17 protein-coding genes are annotated in these 18,441 nt (G+C 67.0%); 5 read left to right on the forward strand and 12 right to left on the reverse strand.

From position 1 onward, the window contains the following. Positions 1 to 166 precede the first annotated feature (166 nt). Positions 167 to 1,267 (reverse strand): YeiH family protein, encoded by a 1,101-nt coding sequence (locus tag AC1MEQ_RS07445; RefSeq protein WP_479795348.1) that lies wholly within the window; start codon positions 1,265 to 1,267, stop codon positions 167 to 169. Between the two features lie 108 nt (positions 1,268 to 1,375). On the opposite strand from AC1MEQ_RS07445, the gene AC1MEQ_RS07450 reads away from it, so the two are divergent. After that, the gene (locus AC1MEQ_RS07450; protein ID WP_479795349.1) at positions 1,376 to 2,281 is read left to right on the forward strand and encodes a LysR family transcriptional regulator; all 906 of its coding nucleotides are present in this window, start codon (positions 1,376 to 1,378) and stop codon (positions 2,279 to 2,281) included. 84 nt (positions 2,282 to 2,365) lie between these two features. Here the strand turns inward: AC1MEQ_RS07450 and AC1MEQ_RS07455 are convergent, their stop codons facing one another. Continuing rightward, complete coding sequence (locus AC1MEQ_RS07455; RefSeq protein WP_479795351.1) at positions 2,366 to 2,815, reverse strand: Lrp/AsnC family transcriptional regulator; 450 nt, start codon at positions 2,813 to 2,815, stop codon at positions 2,366 to 2,368. Positions 2,816 to 2,925: 110 nt separating this feature from the next. On the opposite strand from AC1MEQ_RS07455, the gene AC1MEQ_RS07460 reads away from it, so the two are divergent. After that, positions 2,926 to 3,567: a LysE family translocator gene (locus tag AC1MEQ_RS07460; protein WP_479795353.1), complete on the forward strand. Its 642-nt coding sequence runs from the start codon at positions 2,926 to 2,928 to the stop codon at positions 3,565 to 3,567. Here the strand turns inward: AC1MEQ_RS07460 and dctA are convergent. After that, entirely contained in the window at positions 3,564 to 5,129 is a 1,566-nt protein-coding gene (gene dctA, locus AC1MEQ_RS07465; RefSeq protein ID WP_479795355.1) for a C4-dicarboxylate transporter DctA, read from the reverse strand. The genes AC1MEQ_RS07460 and dctA overlap by 4 nt on opposite strands. Before the next feature lie 268 nt (positions 5,130 to 5,397). Between dctA and AC1MEQ_RS07470 the strand changes: the two genes are divergently transcribed. Continuing rightward, on the forward strand, positions 5,398 to 5,598 hold the full coding sequence (locus AC1MEQ_RS07470; RefSeq protein WP_479795357.1) for a hypothetical protein: 201 nt from the start codon (positions 5,398 to 5,400) through the stop codon (positions 5,596 to 5,598). A gap of 50 nt (positions 5,599 to 5,648) precedes the next feature. Here AC1MEQ_RS07470 and AC1MEQ_RS07475 read toward each other — a convergent pair whose 3' ends face one another. Both AC1MEQ_RS07475 and AC1MEQ_RS07480 read right to left on the reverse strand, forming a co-directional pair. Then, positions 5,649 to 6,314: a VC0807 family protein gene (locus tag AC1MEQ_RS07475; RefSeq protein WP_479795358.1), complete on the reverse strand. Its 666-nt coding sequence runs from the start codon at positions 6,312 to 6,314 to the stop codon at positions 5,649 to 5,651. Then, positions 6,311 to 7,441 carry a thermonuclease family protein gene (locus AC1MEQ_RS07480; RefSeq protein WP_479795360.1) on the reverse strand — a complete coding sequence of 377 codons (1,131 nt, stop codon included), beginning with the start codon at positions 7,439 to 7,441 and terminating at the stop codon, positions 6,311 to 6,313. Before AC1MEQ_RS07480 ends, AC1MEQ_RS07475 begins: the two co-directional genes overlap by 4 nt. Before the next feature lie 431 nt (positions 7,442 to 7,872). Here AC1MEQ_RS07480 and AC1MEQ_RS07485 point away from each other — a divergent pair, with 431 nt between their 5' ends. Then, the gene (locus tag AC1MEQ_RS07485) at positions 7,873 to 9,267 is read left to right on the forward strand and encodes an amino acid permease (RefSeq protein WP_479796086.1); all 1,395 of its coding nucleotides are present in this window, start codon (positions 7,873 to 7,875) and stop codon (positions 9,265 to 9,267) included. On the opposite strand, the gene AC1MEQ_RS07490 is transcribed toward AC1MEQ_RS07485, so the two are convergent. After that, on the reverse strand, positions 9,242 to 9,841 hold the full coding sequence (locus AC1MEQ_RS07490) for a TetR/AcrR family transcriptional regulator (protein ID WP_479795362.1): 600 nt from the start codon (positions 9,839 to 9,841) through the stop codon (positions 9,242 to 9,244). The two genes, AC1MEQ_RS07485 and AC1MEQ_RS07490, sit on opposite strands and share 26 nt — an antisense overlap. Before the next feature lie 141 nt (positions 9,842 to 9,982). Between AC1MEQ_RS07490 and AC1MEQ_RS07495 the strand changes: the two genes are divergently transcribed. Further along, complete coding sequence (locus tag AC1MEQ_RS07495) at positions 9,983 to 10,987, forward strand: NADP-dependent oxidoreductase (RefSeq protein ID WP_479795364.1); 1,005 nt, start codon at positions 9,983 to 9,985, stop codon at positions 10,985 to 10,987. 18 nt (positions 10,988 to 11,005) lie between these two features. Here AC1MEQ_RS07495 and AC1MEQ_RS07500 read toward each other — a convergent pair whose 3' ends face one another. From AC1MEQ_RS07500 to AC1MEQ_RS07525, 6 genes are all read right to left on the reverse strand, one after another. Continuing rightward, complete coding sequence (locus AC1MEQ_RS07500; protein ID WP_479795365.1) at positions 11,006 to 12,271, reverse strand: MFS transporter; 1,266 nt, start codon at positions 12,269 to 12,271, stop codon at positions 11,006 to 11,008. Positions 12,272 to 12,420: 149 nt separating this feature from the next. Further along, the gene (locus AC1MEQ_RS07505) at positions 12,421 to 13,743 is read right to left on the reverse strand and encodes a Y-family DNA polymerase (protein ID WP_479795367.1); all 1,323 of its coding nucleotides are present in this window, start codon (positions 13,741 to 13,743) and stop codon (positions 12,421 to 12,423) included. Then, complete coding sequence (locus AC1MEQ_RS07510) at positions 13,736 to 14,101, reverse strand: LexA family protein (protein WP_479795369.1); 366 nt, start codon at positions 14,099 to 14,101, stop codon at positions 13,736 to 13,738. Before AC1MEQ_RS07510 ends, AC1MEQ_RS07505 begins: the two co-directional genes overlap by 8 nt. Positions 14,102 to 14,240: 139 nt before the next feature. After that, a complete protein-coding gene (locus tag AC1MEQ_RS07515; RefSeq protein ID WP_479795371.1) occupies positions 14,241 to 14,972 on the reverse strand; it encodes a FadR/GntR family transcriptional regulator in 732 nt (243 codons plus the stop codon). Next, positions 14,972 to 16,327: an FAD-binding oxidoreductase gene (locus AC1MEQ_RS07520; protein WP_479796087.1), complete on the reverse strand. Its 1,356-nt coding sequence runs from the start codon at positions 16,325 to 16,327 to the stop codon at positions 14,972 to 14,974. Before AC1MEQ_RS07520 ends, AC1MEQ_RS07515 begins: the two co-directional genes overlap by 1 nt. A gap of 259 nt (positions 16,328 to 16,586) precedes the next feature. After that, positions 16,587 to 18,251, reverse strand: coding sequence for a ribonuclease J (locus AC1MEQ_RS07525; RefSeq protein ID WP_479795373.1), 1,665 nt, complete (start codon positions 18,249 to 18,251; stop codon positions 16,587 to 16,589). Positions 18,252 to 18,441 lie beyond the last annotated feature (190 nt).

Here is an 18,441-nt window from a genome sequence, read left to right on the forward strand (position 1 = left end):
ATCGCCTCCCGCAGTATTACAGCGAAGTGGCGTCCGATCAACGCACATTACCGTTCAGCGCATCTGCATTCCTGCACCCCGGGGCGATCACCCACACCGAGACGGTGATCGTCGCGCCGGGACGGCCCCACCATCTCGAGGGAAGGCGGCCACCGCCGGTTTGGCTCTAGCCGGCTACGCCGGTGATGGCGATCCCAGCCAACGCGGTGCCTGCAACAACAAGTGTCCCGGCCCCGGCGGTGATGAAGGGCAACGGCCCCACGCGGAGCAGCGAGCGGAAGCGGACACCGCATCCAAGACCGAACATCGCCGCGCACAGCAGGAACTGCTGGATTCCATCCGCGGCGAGGAGCACCGGATCGGGGAGCAGGCCGGTCGTGCGCGCCAGGACCATGGCGATGAACCCCACCACGAAAACGGGGACGATGGGCGGCAACTTCTGCGCTCCAGGGCGAACAGTCTGGCCCGCTCCGCCGCTCGTGTCCGCGGTGCCCGGAACCCTCGCCAATTCGGGGTCACGGGAGATCTCGAGCCGGCGGGCACGACGGCGCTCGGCCATGCCGAAGCCAACCATTACCGGTGCGAGGCACAGCACCCGTGCGAGCTTCACCACCACGGCGACAGCCAGGACGCCGGGGCCCATGGTCCCTGCTGCGGCGACGACCTGGGCCACCTCGTGAGTCGATCCGCCGATGAAGATCCCGGCGGCTTCCTCGGGCAGGCCCAGCATCGTGGCAGCCAACGGGGCCAGCGGGATCATGAGGGTCCCGAAGAGCACGACGAGCGCAATAGCGGTGGCGACTTCCTCCTGTTTGGCGCGGATCACGCCGTCGGCCCCGGCTACGGCGGCTGCACCGCAAATCGAGAATCCACAAGCGATGAGCGCTGATTGGCTCCAGGACAACCCCAGCCGCACACCGATGAACAGCGTGCTGAGAACGCCGAGCGTGACAACGGCGAGGACGATCACGATGACCTGCCACCCGAGGTCCAGCACGCTGGAGAGCGAGAGTTGCAGGCCCAGCAGCACGATGCCCGCACGCAACAGGCGCTTCGAGCTGAACGTGATTCCCGCTGAAAAGGTGGCCGGTATCGTGCTGGCGTTGGCCCACACCGCGCCCAGGATGATCGCCAGCAGCAGGGCGCTGAGGGCCGGAACGAGGGCGTGGATTCCGAGGACGACGACGGCAGCGACGATGGTCGCCACCAACCCGGGGGCGATGGCGCGAAGGGCCGAGACCGGGGACGGGGTTGCTGTGGGGCTCATGTGTTCAACCATTCCGCAACGGTGGGGCAATCGGTAGTCCCCATTACCGGGATAGGTTATATGGTTTTCATATGACTTCGATCCACCCGTCCCGCAGACTGTCGCCACATGGCTGAGGAATGGCCCGATCTTCGGTCGCTGGAACTGCTGGTCGCGGTAGCGGATACGGGAAGCTTGAATGCGGCATCGGGGATCATCGGTATCGCCCAGCCCAACGCAAGCCGCATGGTCGGCACGCTGGAACGCCAACTCGGCACAAGGCTGTTGCGGCGCAGCCCCAGCGGTTCGGTCGCCACCGAAGACGGGGCGCTGGTGATCGCGCATGCCCGTGAACTCCTCTTGTCCGCCTCCAGCCTGCTCGAGGTGGTCGGAACCCGACAACGGAAACGAGCCAACTCGCTGACCGTCGGGTCCAGCCTGACCATCACCGAGTACCTCCTCCCCCGTTGGGTGGCGGAGCTTCGGCGGCGCTTGCCGCAGGTACGCCCGGAACTGCACGCCATGAATTCGACGCAGGTGTTCGCCGCACTTGACGCCGGCGACTGCACAGTCGGCCTCGTTGAAACCCCCTACATCCCCCGCCGTTTCGCACGCCAGCTGGTCCACGTCGACGAGCTATACGTAGTGGTCGCCGGGTCCCATCCATGGGCACTGCGCAACGCCCAGGTCTCCGTCGACGAGTTGGCGGCGACTGCACTGGTGACCCGCGAGGCCGGCTCCGGGACCCGCAAGACGCTCGAGCGGGCACTCCGGAACCATCCGGTGGCGCCGCCATTGCAGGAATTGGGCAGCAATGCGGCGGTCCTGGCCAGCGCCTGCGCGGGGTTGGGGCCCGCCGCGCTCAGCAAGCTGGTCGTGGACGCCGCCATTCGTGCCGGATCACTGGTACGGATCGATATCGAAGGAACATCACTCCGGCGCCGCTTTCATGCCGTGTGGCCCGCCACCCAGCACCTGGCCGATGCAGCCATGTCCCTCATCGACGTGGCCAGGCAAGACACCGGCAACATGTAGCCGACGACGACGTTCCGTCGCCCTGCCAAATATCGTCCATTACCTGCCCCGTCCCGGAGGATCCACCGCCAAGACTGCGGCTCTCTACAGGGGTAGCTCCCCTGCTCCCTTGAGGCTCTTCATGACGATCGTCGACGTCAGCTTCTCCACGCCGGCCAGGCCGATCAGGACCTCGTCATAGAACCTCTGGTAGCTGGGAAGGTCGGTGGACAGGACTTTCAGGAGGAAGTCCGGCTCGCCAAAGAGACGCGATGCCTCAGTGATCTCGGGGATCGCGGACACCTCTTCCTCGAACGCCCTCATGTTCTGTCGGTCCTTCAGCGTCACGAAGACCAGGGCCTGGAAGCCCAGGCCGATCAGCGGGGCATCCACCAGCGCCCGGTAGCCGGTGATGACGCCAGCTGCCTCCAGATCCTTCAGCCGACGGTGGCAGGGCGCAACGGTCAGTCCCACAGCGGAAGCCAGGGCGGTGACCGTCATGCGCCCGTCCTTTTGGAGCAGAAGCAAGATGTTTCTGTCAATTGCGTCAATCACGCAAGAATCTTATCGTGAACGACGGTTTTCATGCCTGAATCGGTAAGCACTTTTGGGTTCTTATTTCCTAAACTTTTCACGACAGCAACGACACAACCACGGAGGCAGCCATGGACCCCCAACTCGTTCTCGGTTTCGCGGCCGTCTCCGTCGCGCTGGCCCTGACACCCGGAGCCGACTGGGCCTTCGCGATTTCCTCCGGCCTGGGCGGGCGCAGGATCGCACCTGCTGTCGGAGGACTCTTGGGCGGCTACCTGGTCCACACCATTCTCATCGTGGCCGGGCTCGCCGCCCTGGTCATCGCCATGCCGCAGTTGTTGGCGGGGCTGACAATCGCCGGTGCGGCCTATCTCCTCTGGCTTGGCGTCTCGACCACCCGGTCGTGGCGGTCGGCGGGCTACACGGCGTCGGGTGTCGCTGACCAACCGCAACCAGGCAACACCGGAAGCTTCCTGCGGGGCTTGGGAACCAGTGGGACGAACCCCAAGGCACTGCTGCTGTATCTGGCCTTGATCCCCCAGTTCATCGATCTGGACGCCGGCCTCCCGGCCCCCGTGCAGACAGGCATCCTGGGGATCTCCCATCTGCTCGTCTCCGCGGTGGTATACACCGGCGTCGCCTTCGGCGCGCGGCGGCTGCTCGCCAGCAGGCCATCTGCCGCCCGCATCGTGACCCTGTGCAGCGGGATCATCATGCTGGGACTCGGGGCCTTGCTGCTGGGCGAGCAGATCGCCGCCTTCGCCGCCGGTTAGGATCTCCCTGCCGGCTCCGCCCCGTCCCGCCCGGTCTCGAGTTTCGAATCCCGACCGCTTGTCCGCCCGTCTCGCAACGAGTACTCGGCGAGATCCTTCACGGGAACGGAAACCAACCGCTTCATCGCGATGGACTCGCGCTCCGTACGCAGGGGGCCACCCGCGTACAGCGGGGCAGGGCCGTACCCTTGGGTACCGCGTGCCGTCTCGTCCTCGACGAATTCCTCTTCCTGCCCCAGCAGGATCGAGGAGGATTCGTTGGTGATCTCCCCGGCAAAGGCCCGCTTCATCGCGTCCCGATCGAATTGCTTCTCCCAGGTGGCGACGACGAAAGTCGCCACGCAGTTCCCCAGCAGATTCACGGCGACGCGCATGGAGTCCATGAGACGGTCGGCGCCGAGCATCAGGGCGACACCGGCGACGGGGAAGATCCCCAGGGCCGCGGCGGTGGCCGAGAGGGCCAGGAAGGAGGACCCGGGCACGCCGGCCATACCCTTGGACGTCAGCAGCAGAACCCCGAGGGCGGCCAGCTGCTGACCCAGCGAGAGATCATGCCCGAACGCCTGTGCGAGGAAGAGCAACGAAATCGACAGGTACATGGCCGCACCGTCGAGGTTGAAGGAGTATCCAGTGGGAACGACCAGCCCCGTCGTGGCGCGCGAGCATCCGGCATTGGTCAGTTTCGTCATGATGCGCGGCATCACTGCCTCCGTGGATGCCGTGCCCAGTGCCAGCAGGAACTCTTCGCGCGTATATTTCAGGAACTGCCACAGCGGGACCCGCGCGAAGACCCACGCGACGACGAAAAGCAAGCCGATGAACAGCAATGCCGCCCCGTAACAGGCGGCGATGAGCTTGGCGTAGGTGCCCAGGGTTCCGATGCCGTACTGGCCGATGATGAACGCCATGGCGCCAAACGCCCCAATGGGGGCCACGCGCATGATCCACGACATGATCTTGAAGACGACCTCAAGCAGTGTTTCGAAGAGGCTCATCATTGGTTTGCAGCGTTCCTGCCCGACCACGATGACGGCCGCGCCGAAGAATACCGAGAAGAACAGGACCTGAAGCAGGGTATTGCTGGCAAACGCCCCGATCACGGAGTCGGGAATGATGCTCAGCAGGAAGTTGCCGCCGTCATGTCCTCCACCCGTCACTGCCGCGACGTCATCGGCGGAAAGTGTATTCGGATCGATGTTCAGCCCTTGGCCCGGCTGCACCAGGTTGGCCACGAGTAGGCCGAAGACCAGCGCGAAGCAGGTTGCACATGTGAAGTAGAGGAGGGCCTTCACCCCGACTCGCCCCACGGACTTCACATCGCCGACCGCGGCGATGCCTGTCACGATGACCAGGAAGATCAGGGGCGCGATGATCATCTTGATGAGTCGGATGAATCCGTCACCCAACGGGCGGAGATCCTCGCCGAGGGAGGGCCAGAAGTGCCCGATGAGGACGCCGGCAACGATGGCGATCAGGATCTGGAAGAACAACGACTTGTACAGCCGCTTCTTCTTGGCAGGCGTCGAACTCGCCTTCAACGCTGCCTCAGGATTGATTTTCATGGATTTTCCGATGCTCGAGAAGTGTGTTCCACCTCACGCGGTTAGGGACAAAAACCAAGCTACAGATCGATCGTGAATTCCACAATAGGAACTTGTTTTTCCGTTCTATGAAATCTTTGGTCGAGCCGCTCGAGAAGTTCTACCGATCTGCCATGCTCTATTCATGTGCGACCCCGCCTCGGAGCCAAGTCCTCACCCCAAGGGGCCCAAAGGACTCGATGGCGAGTCCGCAGGCTCCCGGGGACCGCGTCGGTGGTGGCACGCGGCGTTGGTCATCATCGTTGGATATGCCGTCGCGGCCATCCCTGCCTTCGTGCTGCTGATGATCGCGGCATTTGGCTTTTCGGGGTGCTTCATCACGTGCAGCGAGCCGGACCTGGCACAAGGCTGGCTGGGAGTTGCGGGGTTGGTCCTGGTGTTGTCTGCGCCCGTCGTTGCCGCCGTCGTCTTCATGAACGCAACCGCATGATCTGCGTCACTGTCGCGGTCCTGCTGGCGGGGGGCAATGTTCGCCTTGCTCTAGGTCGACTTCAGGTCGCGTTCGTACAGTCTCGATTGGCGATTGAAGACACCACAGGAAATGTAGTAGAGGTTCACCCCGATATTCAGCACGACCAGGGTCACCACATAAAGCGCGGTCGCCAGGGCGGGCACCGCGTCCGGGGGAAACGTGAAGGCCATGAACACCCGGCCCGCGGCATCCGCCAAGAGCCCGCAGGACCACATCACCGTCGAGATACGCCACATCCGGCGGAAGCGACTTGATTCATCGAAGAGGCCGTCCCAGCCTGCGGGCCAATTCCACCGCCCTTCAAGCAGGGGCCGGGTCAGGACGAACACCACGGGCCGACGGGAGCGCAAGCTGACGAGAAAGACTCCTGCCGTTGCGGTAGTCAGCACCGCGCCCTTGGCCAGCAGGAAACGTTCGTCGCCGGGAACCAGGGAGATGAGCAGGGCACCAATGGACATGAAGGAGAAGTACAGGGCTACCCGCCCCACGGTCTTGCCGCGGACCAGCTGGTATATCGAGGGCACTGCGGAGAGCAGGCCGGTCACCAGCAACGCGGCATAGACCCCGACGCCTGCCCCCCGCAGCACGTAGTACAAGAGCACCGGCAGCGCGAGCGAAATGAGGAACCCGGCCGCCGCCCGGATCCTGCGTCGGTGCGCCGAGCCGGCCGTCATGGCTTGCTGGGTTTGCCCTTGTCGGATTCCTCGGCCTTCTTGGACTCCTCAGCCTTTTTGGATTCTTCGGCCCTCTTCGACGCCTCGGCCTTCTTGGATGCCTCAGCCTCCTTCGACGCCTGAGCCTCCCTGGATGCCTCGGCCTCCTTCGACGCCTCGGCTTTCCTGTCGGCGGCGTCCGCCTTCGCCTTGGCGGCCTTGGCCTCGGCCTCGGCTTCTGCACGGGCCTCGGCAGCCGCCCGCTGTGCCGCTTCGCGCTCGGCGGCGGCTTTGGCAAGTTCCGCCTTGCGCTTGTCTTCGGCCTTCTTCTCGGCGACCAGCTTCTTCTGTTCGCCCTCGACGACCTTCAAGCGTTTTTGCGCCTCGTCTATGGTCCGGCTGATTTGCTTCTCCCAGCCGGCTCGTTCGGAGGCATACACCACTGCCTGCACGGAGCCCTCCTTGACCTGCAAGCCAGTCAGCGTGTCCCTCGCCGCATTACCGTCGTTGACTATCGACGTCAGGTCATCGACCATGCTGGCCGCGGATTCAACGGTCGTCGGCGGGGCCTTGGACACGTCCTTCATGCGCTTGATTGCGGGCTCCACGGTTGCCGCGACCGTGCAGCCGCGGGAGCCGTCGAAGAGGCCCTTGCCGTCGGCCTTCGCCTTGTTCTGTGCGGTGAGGACCCGGTCAAAGTAGGGGTTGTTCGGGCTGTCCTTCTCGGCAACCGCGAATCCCTCCTTGGCGATCTCCTCGTTGGCGAACGTGCCAGCGGAAAAGACCGCGGCCTTGTTGTTCTTGCGTTTGGGGGGCATCTGGTCGTCGTACTCGAGGCGCACCTTGGAGCCCTCGGTCAGCACGGCCCCCAACGCCTTGGTAGCCTCCGGGGCGAGGCACTCCGGATCGTCCCCGTCGACGGGAGCCATCACGTTAAGCAGGTCGACTGTCTTCTCTTTGCCGTCGATGTCGGCGATAAAGGTGTCGCCGTCGACGACGCGCACCACGGTCCCGGCCAATTCGGGGACGTAGTTGTCCTTGAAGTTCATCCGGCAACCGGCCAGCGAGGTCGTGACAACGACGGCCCCCAGCATCATTGCCGCGGCCTTCTTCAACGTCCGGATGTTCAGGGTCGATGGTTCGACCATGCGCTAGCCTCCAGTGGATTGCGAGGGTGGGCCCGCGGAATATTTGGCTACCCAAGGTAGCCCCGTCCCAGGATTCCGACAAGCCACACAAAATATACGACGGCGGTCCGGCGGGTCCGGGCAACCGCGTCCGCTGCCACGCCGTCGGCGTGGCAAACCACGCGATACCGGGGGTGGATCCGCCTCCAGGGCTCTCGGACGTTGGAACGGAACGCCGCCTGGATGTCTGACTGCACCGATTTTACCGCGAAACATTGTGCGAACACACATTGGCGGCTCGGCGAACACGGTAATACGTTATACGGCGCACGGGTCGGTCAGGAGCAAAAGTCACACACGTCACGCCGGCTCCGCCAACGTCCGCTACGGGAAGGCCCTTCGTGGGAACACCACCGCAACTGCAGAAAACGCTGAAACCACGCCACTTGTCCATGATCGCCATCGCCGGGGTCATCGGCGCGGGGCTCTTCGTCGGCTCCGGTGCCGCAATCCAGCAGTCAGGGCCAGGCATCCTCGTGGCCTACGCTGCCGCCGGTATCGTCGTCATCCTGGTCATGCGCATGCTCGGCGAGATGGCGGCGGCCAACCCGGAGACCGGTTCCTTCTCCGCTTACGCCGACAAGGCGCTGGGGCGATGGGCCGGCTTCAGCATCGGCTGGCTCTACGCCTGGTTCTGGATCATCGTCCTGGGCATCGAGGCGACCGCCGGCGCGGCGATCATGCACCGCTGGGTCCCCGGCGTCGAGCAATGGGTCTGGGCGCTCGCGCTCATGGTCCTGTTGACGTTGACCAACGTGTGGAGCGTGAAGTCCTATGGGGAGTTCGAGTTCTGGTTCGCGGCGATCAAGATCACCGCGATCATCCTGTTCCTGATCGCCGGCATCGCCGCCATCTGCGGGCTGATCCCCGGCGTGGAAGCACCGGGCATGTCCAACCTCACCGGGCACGGCGGCTTCTTCCCCAACGGCGGCACGGCCGTCTTCGCCGGCATCCTCGTCGTCGTCTTCTCCTTTTTCGGGGCAGAGATCGCCACGATCGCCGCCGGCGAGTCCGAGCACCCCGTCGACGCGGTGAAGAAGGCCGTGAACTCGGTGGTCTGGCGCATCCTCATCTTCTACATCGGCTCCGTCGCCATTGTCGTGACGCTGCTTCCCTGGGACTCCGCTTCCGTGGCGAAGAGCCCCTACGTCGCGGTCATCGAGAGCTTCGGCGTTCCCGCGGCCGGGACGATCATGGACTTCGTCGTGTTGACTTCCGTGCTCTCCTGCCTGAATTCGGGGCTCTACACGGCCAGCCGGATGATCTTCTCGCTGGCGACCCGTGGCGACGCTCCCCGCGCCTGGCAGAAGACCTCGAAGCGCGGTGTTCCGCTAACGGCCGTCCTGGCCTCCACGACCGTCGGGTTCATCACCGTGGGACTGAACTACATCTGGCCGGACACGGTGTTCCTGTTCCTGGTGAACACCTCCGGGGCCATCGCCCTGTTCGTCTGGCTGGCCATCGCCACTTCGCAACTGATCCTGCGCCGCCGGATGGGGCCCGAGGCACGGGACCTGCAGCTGCGCATGTGGCTATTCCCCTACCTGACCTGGCTGTCCATCGGTGCGATCGTGGCCCTGCTCATCGGCATGGTGGTCCTCGAGGACACGCGTGAGTCGCTGATCCTCTCACTCGGCCTGGCCGCTGTCGTCGTGGGCATCGGGTTGTTCCGCTACCGCAGACGCAATCAACCCCTGTGGGATGGCACGGGGCACGACGACGGTGCTTCCGAGGACGCCGAGGAGTCGGGCGCCTCGGTGCTCAGCGCAGAATCAGCGGAGCGCTGAAGCCGGCTGCAGAACGCAGGGTGGCGACCGCCTCGCGGCGGTTGACCTTGGCCAGGGTCATGCCGGCCGCCAACAGGGCGAACAGCAACCTCGCTCGCCCGGCCACCGCGCCATCGCGCACTTCAACGGCGTCTGCGGGGAGGTCGCGGCGCAGAGCCGCGGCAAACGACCTGGTGACCTCCACCCGGTAGGCCTCCACGGCGGCGCGGACTTGTTCGTCTTGCCCGCCGCGCCCCGAGGAGGCCGTCAGCAGCAGGCAGCCACGCTGCAGCGACTCCGCTTCCGCGGCAACGGCATCGGCAACTGAGTCGAAGTAGCCGCGCAAGCCCGCGGCCCCGTCGGGTGCCGCGGCCAGTGCGGCCAGCCGGGGGCGGACGACCTCGTCCAGGTAGCTCTGCACGGCGGCGTCGAAGAGGCCCTGCTTGGAGCCGAAGGCGTTGTAGAGGCTCGAGCGCCCCAATCCGGTGGCGCGCTCCAGCTCCGGCATCGCTGCGCCGTCGAAGCCCAGGGTCCAGAAGACGTCCCGCGCCTCCCGGACGACCTCGTGGGTGTCGAACGCCCTGGTCCGTGCCATCTGACGTGCCGCCTGTTCCGTTCACCCCCACCGGTTGCGCCGCGGGTGAACTTCGCCTCAAAAGTTTATTGTGTACTGGTCGTTCTATTATTGTAGGGTCATCGCAGACCGCGACACCACCCCGGACGAGGGAGCAGAACCATGACCTCCAGCACGCACATCCAGCTCGCCAGCCGCCCCACCGGGTGGCCTGATCAGCAGAACTTCCGCACCGCCGTCGTCGATCTGCCGGCCCTGGCCGACGGCGAGGTCCGGGTGGCCAACGACTTCATGTCCGTCGACCCCTACATGCGTGGGCGCATGAACGACGTGAAGTCCTACGTGCCGCCGTTCCGGATCGACGAGGTCATGAACGGCGGGGCCGTGGGCCGCGTCGTCGAGAGCCGCGACGCCTCGCTGGCAGTGGGCACCGCCGTCCTGCACACCCAGGGCTGGCGTGACATCGCCCAGGGACCGGCCGCCGAGTTCCGTGCCGTCCCCGAACTGCCAGGCCTGCCGCTGTCGGTGTACCTGGGCACGCTGGGGATGACCGGGCTGACCGCCTGGGTCGGGTTGCTGGAAATCGCCTCCCTGAAGGCGGGCGACACCGTCTTCGTCTCCGGGGCCGCCGGCGCCGTGGGCTCCATGGTGGGGCAGATCGCGCGGCTCAAGGGCGCGGCCCGGGTCGTCGGCTCGGCCGGCAGCGCCGAGAAGATCGACCTGCTGACCTCCAGGTACGGCTTCGACGCCGCGTTCAACTACAAGGACGGCGACATCGCCGGCCAGCTGGCCACCGCCGCCCCAGACGGCATCGACGTCTACTTCGACAACGTCGGCGGGGAGCACCTCGAGGCGGCCATCGGGGCGATGAACGACGGCGGCCGCGTGGCACTGTGCGGGGCGATCTCGCAGTACAACGCCACCGAGCCGGCCCCCGGACCGCGGAACATGGCCAACCTGGTCACCCGCGGCCTGCGCCTGGAGGGGTTCACCGTCGGCCACTACCAGCAGCACTTCGGCGCGTTCGCCGAGCAGGTCGGCGCCTGGGTGGCCAACGGCGACGTCGTCTTCGACGAAACCGTCATCGGGGGGCTGGAGAACGCGGTGGACGCGTTCCTGGACCTGCTCCACGGCGCGAACACCGGCAAGATGGTCGTCAAGCTCTGACACCGCCGAACCGGTGGGTCAGCGGGTGCGGGCGAAGGTCTTCTGCACGCCGCTGCCCACCAGCACCGCGCAGCTGAACCAGATGGCCCCGGCCGGACCGAGCGGTGCGGCGATCACGCCCGCGGCCAGCGGCATGACGACCTGGCCCAGCCGGTTGCCCATCAGGCGCACGGCCAGGGCCGAACCGCGCCAGTGGTGCGGGACGGCTTCGGAAATCAACGACATCGTCAAGGGTTGGCCCAACCCCAGGAAGATCCCGCCGGCGAAAAGCAGCACCAGGGTGGCCCACGGGATGTCGATGACCACCGCCGGGACGGCCAGGCAGACCCCGGCCCCGTAGAGGCTGCCCATCAGCAGGCTCCGGCGTTGGATCCTGCGGCTCAGGTACGGCAGGAACCCACGGGAGATGATCGTCCCGGCACCACGGGCGGCCAGCAGGATCCCGATCCACGCCGGAGAGACCCCGTGGGCCTCGCCGACCAGTGGCAGGAACGCGGTGAGGATGTCCAGCATCGCCAGCAGCGCCAGCGAGGCGAGCATGTTGGACGGGATCCCGGGCCGGCGCAGGATGGCGGACATCGTCGGATTGCCGGCGGCCGCGTCGTTGCCGGTGGTAGACACGGCCGCGGCACGACGGCGGCGCTCACCCGGCGCGGAGGACCTCCCCCGGGTGCCGCCACGGCTGGCGATGATGCCCGGCAACAGGACGGGCAGGACCATCAACGCCAACGCCGCACCGAGCCACATCGAGAAGGTGATGCCGTCGGCGCGCGAGCCCGGGCCCACCCCCGCGGAACCGCCGAGCAGGAACCCGGCCACCAAGGGGCCGGCGATCTGCCCTCCGGCATAGGCCGCGGTGAACCAGCCGAACCCCTTGTCCAGCTGGTCGTTCGGGGAGAAGCGGGCGATGGCCGACTGGCCCGCGATCGTGAACACCAGATGCCCCATGCCCAGCACCGCGCTGGCCGCGGCCACCCAGATGACACTGCCGGCGAGCGCCAGGCCGGCGGCGCCGACGCCGAGGACCACCGCCCCGACCGCGACCATGGCGCGCAGGCCGGGGATCCGATCGGTCAGCCGGCCCAGCCACATGGCGGTGGCCACCGGTAGGATCGCGTAGGCGGCGGTCACCAGGCCGATCACCGTGGCGTCCGAGCCGAGGTCGATCAGCTTGTAGGTCGTCACCGGACGGACCAGGTTCAGCGCCGTCTGCGAGAAGAACGCCGCTGCCACCAGCGTCCACAACCAGGCCTGGGATCTTCCGCCGGCGGGCGCTGACGACATGGGACCTCCGGTTCGGGAACTGCTGGCAAAACGTCACCAGATTACCGCCGATTGCCGTACGGGGGCGCAGCCGTGACGCAGCAGGTACGCGACGCCGAGGAGCGGCGCGTCCGGGCCCTGGCCCGCCCCACCACGGCCCGCCGTCGCCGTCAGGCCGAAACGACGGGCAGGTCCGCCCATTCGGTGGTGTAGCGCGGGGAGGCGAACTCCCGCTTCATGGTCCACCCCGCCGGCTCGGCCAGCCCCGCATGGCCCAACCCGATGGCCGCCTCGCCGAACCGGGACCGCACGTCCCCGAGCAGCGAACCCATGTCTCGTTCCGCCCCCTCACCGGCAAACGCATCGAACGTGGACTGCCCGGTCGCCGGTTCCAGGCCGGAGAACATCACCCCGGCACGCACGTACCTGGTCCCTGGCACCATGCGCCCGCGCATTGCAGCCACCGCGGCGCGCGTGAGCACGATCGGATCCTGGGTCGGCGCCGGCAGCCGGACGGACACCACCGGGTTCGACGCGGCGGCCCCCTCCCCCGATCCGGTCTCCGGAGCCGCCGCAGCGAACCGGCTGACCCCGGCGCTGACCGTGAGCATCGAGGCCCGCAACCCCTCGGCTGCCATCCGGGCGGCACCACGCTGGGCATACAGCGCCATGACCTGGTCCATGTCCGTGCCCGTGCTCACCGGGGCGGAGAAGCTGCGCGAGAACATGATCTGCGCCTTGTCCGCGCGCTCCTCGACCTCGGGTATGCAGGGTGTGCCGTTGAGTTCGAGCACCGTGCGCTGGAGCACCACGGAGAACTTCTTGCGGATCATCAGCGGATCGGCGGCCCGCAGGTCGGCGATCGTGTCGATGCCCAGTGCGTTGAGCCGCGTCCCGGTCCGCCCGCCCACGCCCCACAGCCCGGTGACGGGGACCCGTGACTGGATGCGGTGGATCTCATCCTCCGGGACGCTGCCCAACGAGCAGACACCCTCCAGGCCCGGATTGCGCTTGGCCACGTGGTTGGCGAACTTCGCCAGCGTCTTGGTCGGCGCCACCCCCACGCAGACCGGGACCCCGACGTGGCGCCAGACCGCCTGCCGGATCCGTCCGGCGGTCTGGCGCAACATCTCCTCGTTAGCGGGCAACCCGATGAACGACTCGTCGATGGAGTAGACCTCCTGCCAGGCCCCGAACCGGCCGACCACCTCCATGACCCGCGCCGACATGTCCCCGTAGAGCTCGTAGTTGCTCGACCGGGCCACCAGGCCCAACGCGGCGGCACGCCCCTGCACCTGGAACCACGGTGTACCGGTTTTGATCCCCGCCCGCTTGGCCTCCTCCGAGCGCGCGACGACGCAGCCGTCGTTGTTCGAGAGCACGACGACGGGCCGACCTTCCAGCCGCGGGTCGAAGGCGCGTTCGCAGGAGACATAGAAGTTGTTCACGTCCACCAGCGCCAGGCGGAGCTGGGCCGAGACCGGTTCAGACATGGTGGAGGCAGCGCGTGACGACGCCCCAGATCGTCAGGTCCTCCAGCTGCGCGACGGCGACAGGCTTGGAGCGCGGTTCGTCGGTGCCCAGGCTGATCCCGGAGGCGTCCGCGGCGAGCCGACGGATGACCAGTTCACCCTCGAGCACGGCGATGACCACCTTCCCGTCCCGGGGCTCCAGCGAGCGGTCGACGATCACCTCGTCGCCGTCGCAGATGCCGGAGGCGGCCATCGAGTTGCCGGACACACGCATGATGAACGTCGAGGTGCGGTCACGGATGAGGTGGCGGTTCAGGTCGATCCCGCCGTGGAAGTAGTCGCGGGCCGGGGACGGGAAGCCGCTGGCTTGTCGTTCCACCGTGGCTCCTCCCCTGACGCCGCCGTCGGGGCCCGCCCCGGGCGGGGGCACGCGCACCGGATCCTGGCCGAACACGAGACCCCCTGGAGTAGAACATACTTTCGATGCCAACTCTAGCATCGTGGGGAACGCGCCGCGCCTACCCGGATTCGGCGTCGCGGAGGACCGCGATCTCGCCGCGGGCCCGGTCGTCGAGCCAGTGGATGTGATGGTGCAGCAACTGCGCGGCAGCCTCCTGCCGCCCCTCCCGAACCGCTTCGAAAATGGCATGATGCTGCTTCCTGAGCTGGTCGAGTGTCTCCGGGGCATCGTCCATCGCGGCCATGGCATCGCCGATGTAGCCGCTGATCGAGCCGCCGAGGGCCTCCATCAGTGTTTCGATCACGGCGTTGCCGCCCAGTCGGCTCAGCGCCACATGGAAGCGGGCATCGAGCTCGTGGAAGTCCCCCGGGGCCAGACCCGGCGCATCCATGGCCTGCAGCAGGTCGCGCGCTTCCAGCAGGTCCTCGGTGTTCGGGCGTTCCGGCGCGGCGCGGGCCGCCCAGGTCTCCAATAGGATCCGGGTTTCGACGATGTCGGCCATGGAGAGCTTCTTGGCGGCCACATGCAGCCGCAGTGCCGAACCCAACCCCTTGGACGGATTTGAGATGATGACGGGCCCGGAGCGCGGACCGGAATTGGTCGGGACGTCCAGGATGCCCATGACATCGAGGATGCGGACCGCTTCGCGGACCGATGCCCGGGAGATGCCGTATTTCCCGGCCAGGACGCGCTCGCCCGGCAGCTGGTCCCCCACCGAGAGCTCCCCAGACCCCAGACCGGTCTCGATGTCGGCCAGCAGCGCATCGTAGCTCCTGCGCAGCCCCACCATCAGATCGCCTTGCCCGGGTTGAGGATGCCGCGGGGGTTGAACACGTCGCGGATGGCGTGCTGGATCTCCAGCGAGGTCTCCCCCAGTTCCTCCGCGAGCCAGTCGCGCTTGAGCAGCCCGACCCCGTGTTCGCCGGTCAGCGTGCCGCCGAGCCGCTGGGCCAGGTGGAACATGTCCGCCAACGCGACCTTGGCCGGGCCCTCGGTGATCGATTCATCGGGGCCGACGGCGATGATGGGGTGCAGGTTCCCGTCGGCGGCATGCGCCACGGTGAAGATCCGCACCCCGGTCCTCCGGGCGATCTCCTCCAGCCCCGCGAAGGCCTCGGCCAGGCGGTTCCGGGGCACCCCGACGTCGCAGATCGAGACCCTACCCAGCCGTTCGACCGCAGGGATGGCTGCCCGGCGGGCCGCCATCAGCGCCTCGGCCTGCTCGGGATCGCCGGCCTGCTCGATCGACGAGGCGAACGGCCGGATGGCCTCGATGAGGACCTCCTGCTCCAGATGCGCACCGTAGCCGTCGGTTTGCGCGAGCAGGAACGCGGAGCCCTTGGTGGCATGGTCGGTCCCCTGCGCGGCGTCGACCGCCTCGAGCGTCTGGCCGTCCATGAGTTCGAGGACCGAGGGCTGCACCCGGGCGGCGATGATGGCCGACGCGGCCTGCGCCGCAGCCGAGACGTCCGGGAAGTAGGCGACCAGCGTGGCGGTGTGCACGGGTTTGGGACGCAGGCGCAAGGTGGCTTCCACGACGATCCCGAGGGTGCCCTCGGAGCCGATCATCAGCGCGTTGAGGTCGTATCCGGTGACGCCCTTGATGGTCCGCCGCCCGGTGTCGAGGATGCGTCCGTCCGGTAGCACCACCCGCAGCGCGAGGATGGATTCGCGGGTCACCCCGTACTTGGCGCACCACATCCCGCCGGCATTGGTGGCGACGTTCCCGCCGATCGAGCAGATCGCGGTGCTGGCCGGGTCGGGGGCGTAGAAGAGACCGTGGGCGGCGACGGCCTGGTTGACCGCGGCGTTGAGGACGCCGGGTTCGACGACGGCGATCTGTTCGACGGGGTCGATGTGCAGGATTTGGGACATCCGCGACACGTCCAGGACCACCTCGCCGGCGTGGGCCGCCGCTCCCCCGGCCAGGCCGCTGCCGGCACCGCGTGGCACGACGGGGACCCCGAGTTCCGTGGCCCGTTTCATCGTCTCGACGACGTCCTCAACGCTTTCGGCGAAGATGACTCCGTCGGGGACCGACGGCGAGACATAGCCGGACCGGTCCGTGCTGGCCCGGACCCGGTCCTCCGGATCCGTCGATGCGCAGGCCATGGAATCGAGCAGCGCGGTCGTTGCCGACGTCATGGCGGCGGAGGCGGTCGGCGAGGTGTTCACGGTGGTCCCCTTCATCCCGGGTCGGAACATCACGCCGGCGTCCCGCCGGCCGTCCGGTCCAGATCCCCGTTGATCCGTTTCGTTCGGTTGGGCCCACCCTACGAAGCGGTCTGACCGCTGTCAATGGTCCCCGCCGCCCCGATGTGCGCACCCGGGAGGCACCGCCGTCGTACGGCAAAAAACCGGCCCCGATCGCTGTGATCGGGGCCGGTTCGGTGCTGCGGGGTGGCTAGGCGTCGACGGTGATGACCGTGACGACCGGCTTGCGGCGCATGGCGCGGTCGGACCAGCGCACCAGGGCCTGGGAGATGGCCCGCTCGGCGTCGGGGCCGGTCTTGACGCCCTTGAGGCCGGTCAGGGTCTTCTCCACGATGCCCACGGCCTTGCCGAGGTCCTTGTCGGAGAAGGTGAAGCCGACCGGGAAGAACTCGGGGTCCTCCTCCAGGGCACCGGTCTGCGGGTCGACGATGGCCAGCACGGTCAGCGCGCCGTCCTCGGCCAGGCGGATGCGGTCCTGCAGGGACTCCTCCGTCGCCGCGCCGGCAACCATGTTCTCGACGTAGACGTAGTCGGCAGCGATGTTGCCCACGACGCGGGCGACCCCGTCCTTGAGGTCGACGACGCCGCCGTCCTGGGTGATGATGACCTTCTTGGGGTCCACGCCGGTGCGGATGGCCAGTTCGGAGTTGGCCTTCAGATGGCGGTATTCGCCGTGCACGGGCATGACGTTCTTGGGGCGGACCAGGTTGTAGCAGTACACCAGCTCGCCGGCGGAGGCGTGCCCGGAGACGTGGACCTTGGCGTTGCCCTTGTGCACGACGTTGGCGCCGAGGCGGGTCAGGTCGTTGATCAGGCGGTAGATCGAGGTCTCGTTGCCCGGAACCAGCGAGGAGGCCAGCAGGACCGTGTCACCCTCAACCAGGTCGATGACGTGGTCCTGGTTGGCCATGCGGGCCAGTGCGGCCATGGGCTCGCCCTGGGATCCGGTGCAGATGATGGCGACCTTCTCCGGCGCCATCTTCTCCACCTCCTTGAAGTCCACCAGGACGCCGCGCGGGATCTTCAGGTAGCCGAGTTCCTTGGCGGTGCCCATGTTGCGGACCATCGAGCGGCCGACGAAGGCGACCTTGCGTCCGTGTTGGTGGGCGGAATCGATGACCTGCTGGATGCGGTGCACGTGCGAGGCGAAGGAGGAGACGATCACCCGGCGCGGGGAGGTGCGCATGACGTTCTCGATCGCCGGTGCCAGGTCCGCCTCGGCGGCCATGAACCCCGGCACCTCGGCGTTGGTCGAATCGACCAGGAACAGGTCCACGCCTTCCTCGCCCAACCGCGCGAACCCGGCCAGGTCGGTGATGCGGTGGTCCAGCGGGAACTGGTCCATCTTGAAGTCACCAGTGTGCAGGACGCGCCCGGCAGGCGTGGAGATCGCGACGGCCAGGCCGTCGGGGATGGAGTGGTTCACGGCCAGGAACTCGAGGTCGAAGGGCCCGAACTTCTTCTTTTCGCCCTCCTTGACCTGGACGACCTTGGGCTTGATGCGGTGTTCCTGCAGCTTGGTCTTCACGAAGGCCAACGTCAGGCGTGCGGAAATCACCGGGATATCGGCACGCTCGCGCAGCAGGTACGGGATGCCTCCGATGTGGTCCTCGTGGCCGTGGGTGAGCACGATACCGACCACGTCATCCATGCGGTCGCGGATCGCCGAGAAGTCGGGGAGGATCACGTCGACGCCGGGGTGCTGTTCCTCCGGGAACAGGACGCCGCAGTCGACGATGAGCAGTTTGCCTGCGTACTCGAAGACGGTCATGTTGCGGCCGATCTCGCCCAGGCCGCCGAGCGGAACGATCCGCATGGCTCCCTTCGCGAGGGCGGGCGGGGTCTGGTGCTGCATTTTTCTCAAGAGGATCCGTTCTCTGTGCCGTGTTGTTTTTCCGTATCCGGCTGGCAGCGTCTGTTTTCGGTCGACGCCGGAGCAAACCGGGAAATCCATGGGCCTCCGCGACGCACGCGTGGCGGAAGCGTATCTACCATGACTTTACCACCGCTTCACAGCCGCTGCCCCGTCGAGGGCGCTAGCCTGA

This window comes from Arthrobacter sp. ASL1, from assembly GCF_056680475.1.

Bases quoted from the DNA above. Each gene is read 5' to 3' on its own strand.
- AC1MEQ_RS07445 (WP_479795348.1), bottom strand. From the start codon at position 1,267: ATGAGCCCCACAGCAACCCCGTCCCCGGTCTCGGCCCTTCGCGCCATC.
- AC1MEQ_RS07450 (WP_479795349.1), top strand. From the start codon at position 1,376: ATGGCTGAGGAATGGCCCGATCTTCGGTCGCTGGAACTGCTGGTCGCG.
- AC1MEQ_RS07460 (WP_479795353.1), top strand. From the start codon at position 2,926: ATGGACCCCCAACTCGTTCTCGGTTTCGCGGCCGTCTCCGTCGCGCTG.
- dctA (WP_479795355.1), bottom strand. From the start codon at position 5,129: ATGAAAATCAATCCTGAGGCAGCGTTGAAGGCGAGTTCGACGCCTGCC.
- AC1MEQ_RS07475 (WP_479795358.1), bottom strand. From the start codon at position 6,314: ATGACGGCCGGCTCGGCGCACCGACGCAGGATCCGGGCGGCGGCCGGG.
- AC1MEQ_RS07480 (WP_479795360.1), bottom strand. From the start codon at position 7,441: ATGGTCGAACCATCGACCCTGAACATCCGGACGTTGAAGAAGGCCGCG.
- AC1MEQ_RS07485 (WP_479796086.1), top strand. From the start codon at position 7,873: ATGATCGCCATCGCCGGGGTCATCGGCGCGGGGCTCTTCGTCGGCTCC.
- AC1MEQ_RS07490 (WP_479795362.1), bottom strand. From the start codon at position 9,841: ATGGCACGGACCAGGGCGTTCGACACCCACGAGGTCGTCCGGGAGGCG.
- AC1MEQ_RS07495 (WP_479795364.1), top strand. From the start codon at position 9,983: ATGACCTCCAGCACGCACATCCAGCTCGCCAGCCGCCCCACCGGGTGG.
- AC1MEQ_RS07500 (WP_479795365.1), bottom strand. From the start codon at position 12,271: ATGTCGTCAGCGCCCGCCGGCGGAAGATCCCAGGCCTGGTTGTGGACG.
- AC1MEQ_RS07505 (WP_479795367.1), bottom strand. From the start codon at position 13,743: ATGTCTGAACCGGTCTCGGCCCAGCTCCGCCTGGCGCTGGTGGACGTG.
- AC1MEQ_RS07515 (WP_479795371.1), bottom strand. From the start codon at position 14,972: ATGGTGGGGCTGCGCAGGAGCTACGATGCGCTGCTGGCCGACATCGAG.
- AC1MEQ_RS07520 (WP_479796087.1), bottom strand. From the start codon at position 16,327: ATGACGTCGGCAACGACCGCGCTGCTCGATTCCATGGCCTGCGCATCG.
- AC1MEQ_RS07525 (WP_479795373.1), bottom strand. From the start codon at position 18,251: ATGCAGCACCAGACCCCGCCCGCCCTCGCGAAGGGAGCCATGCGGATC.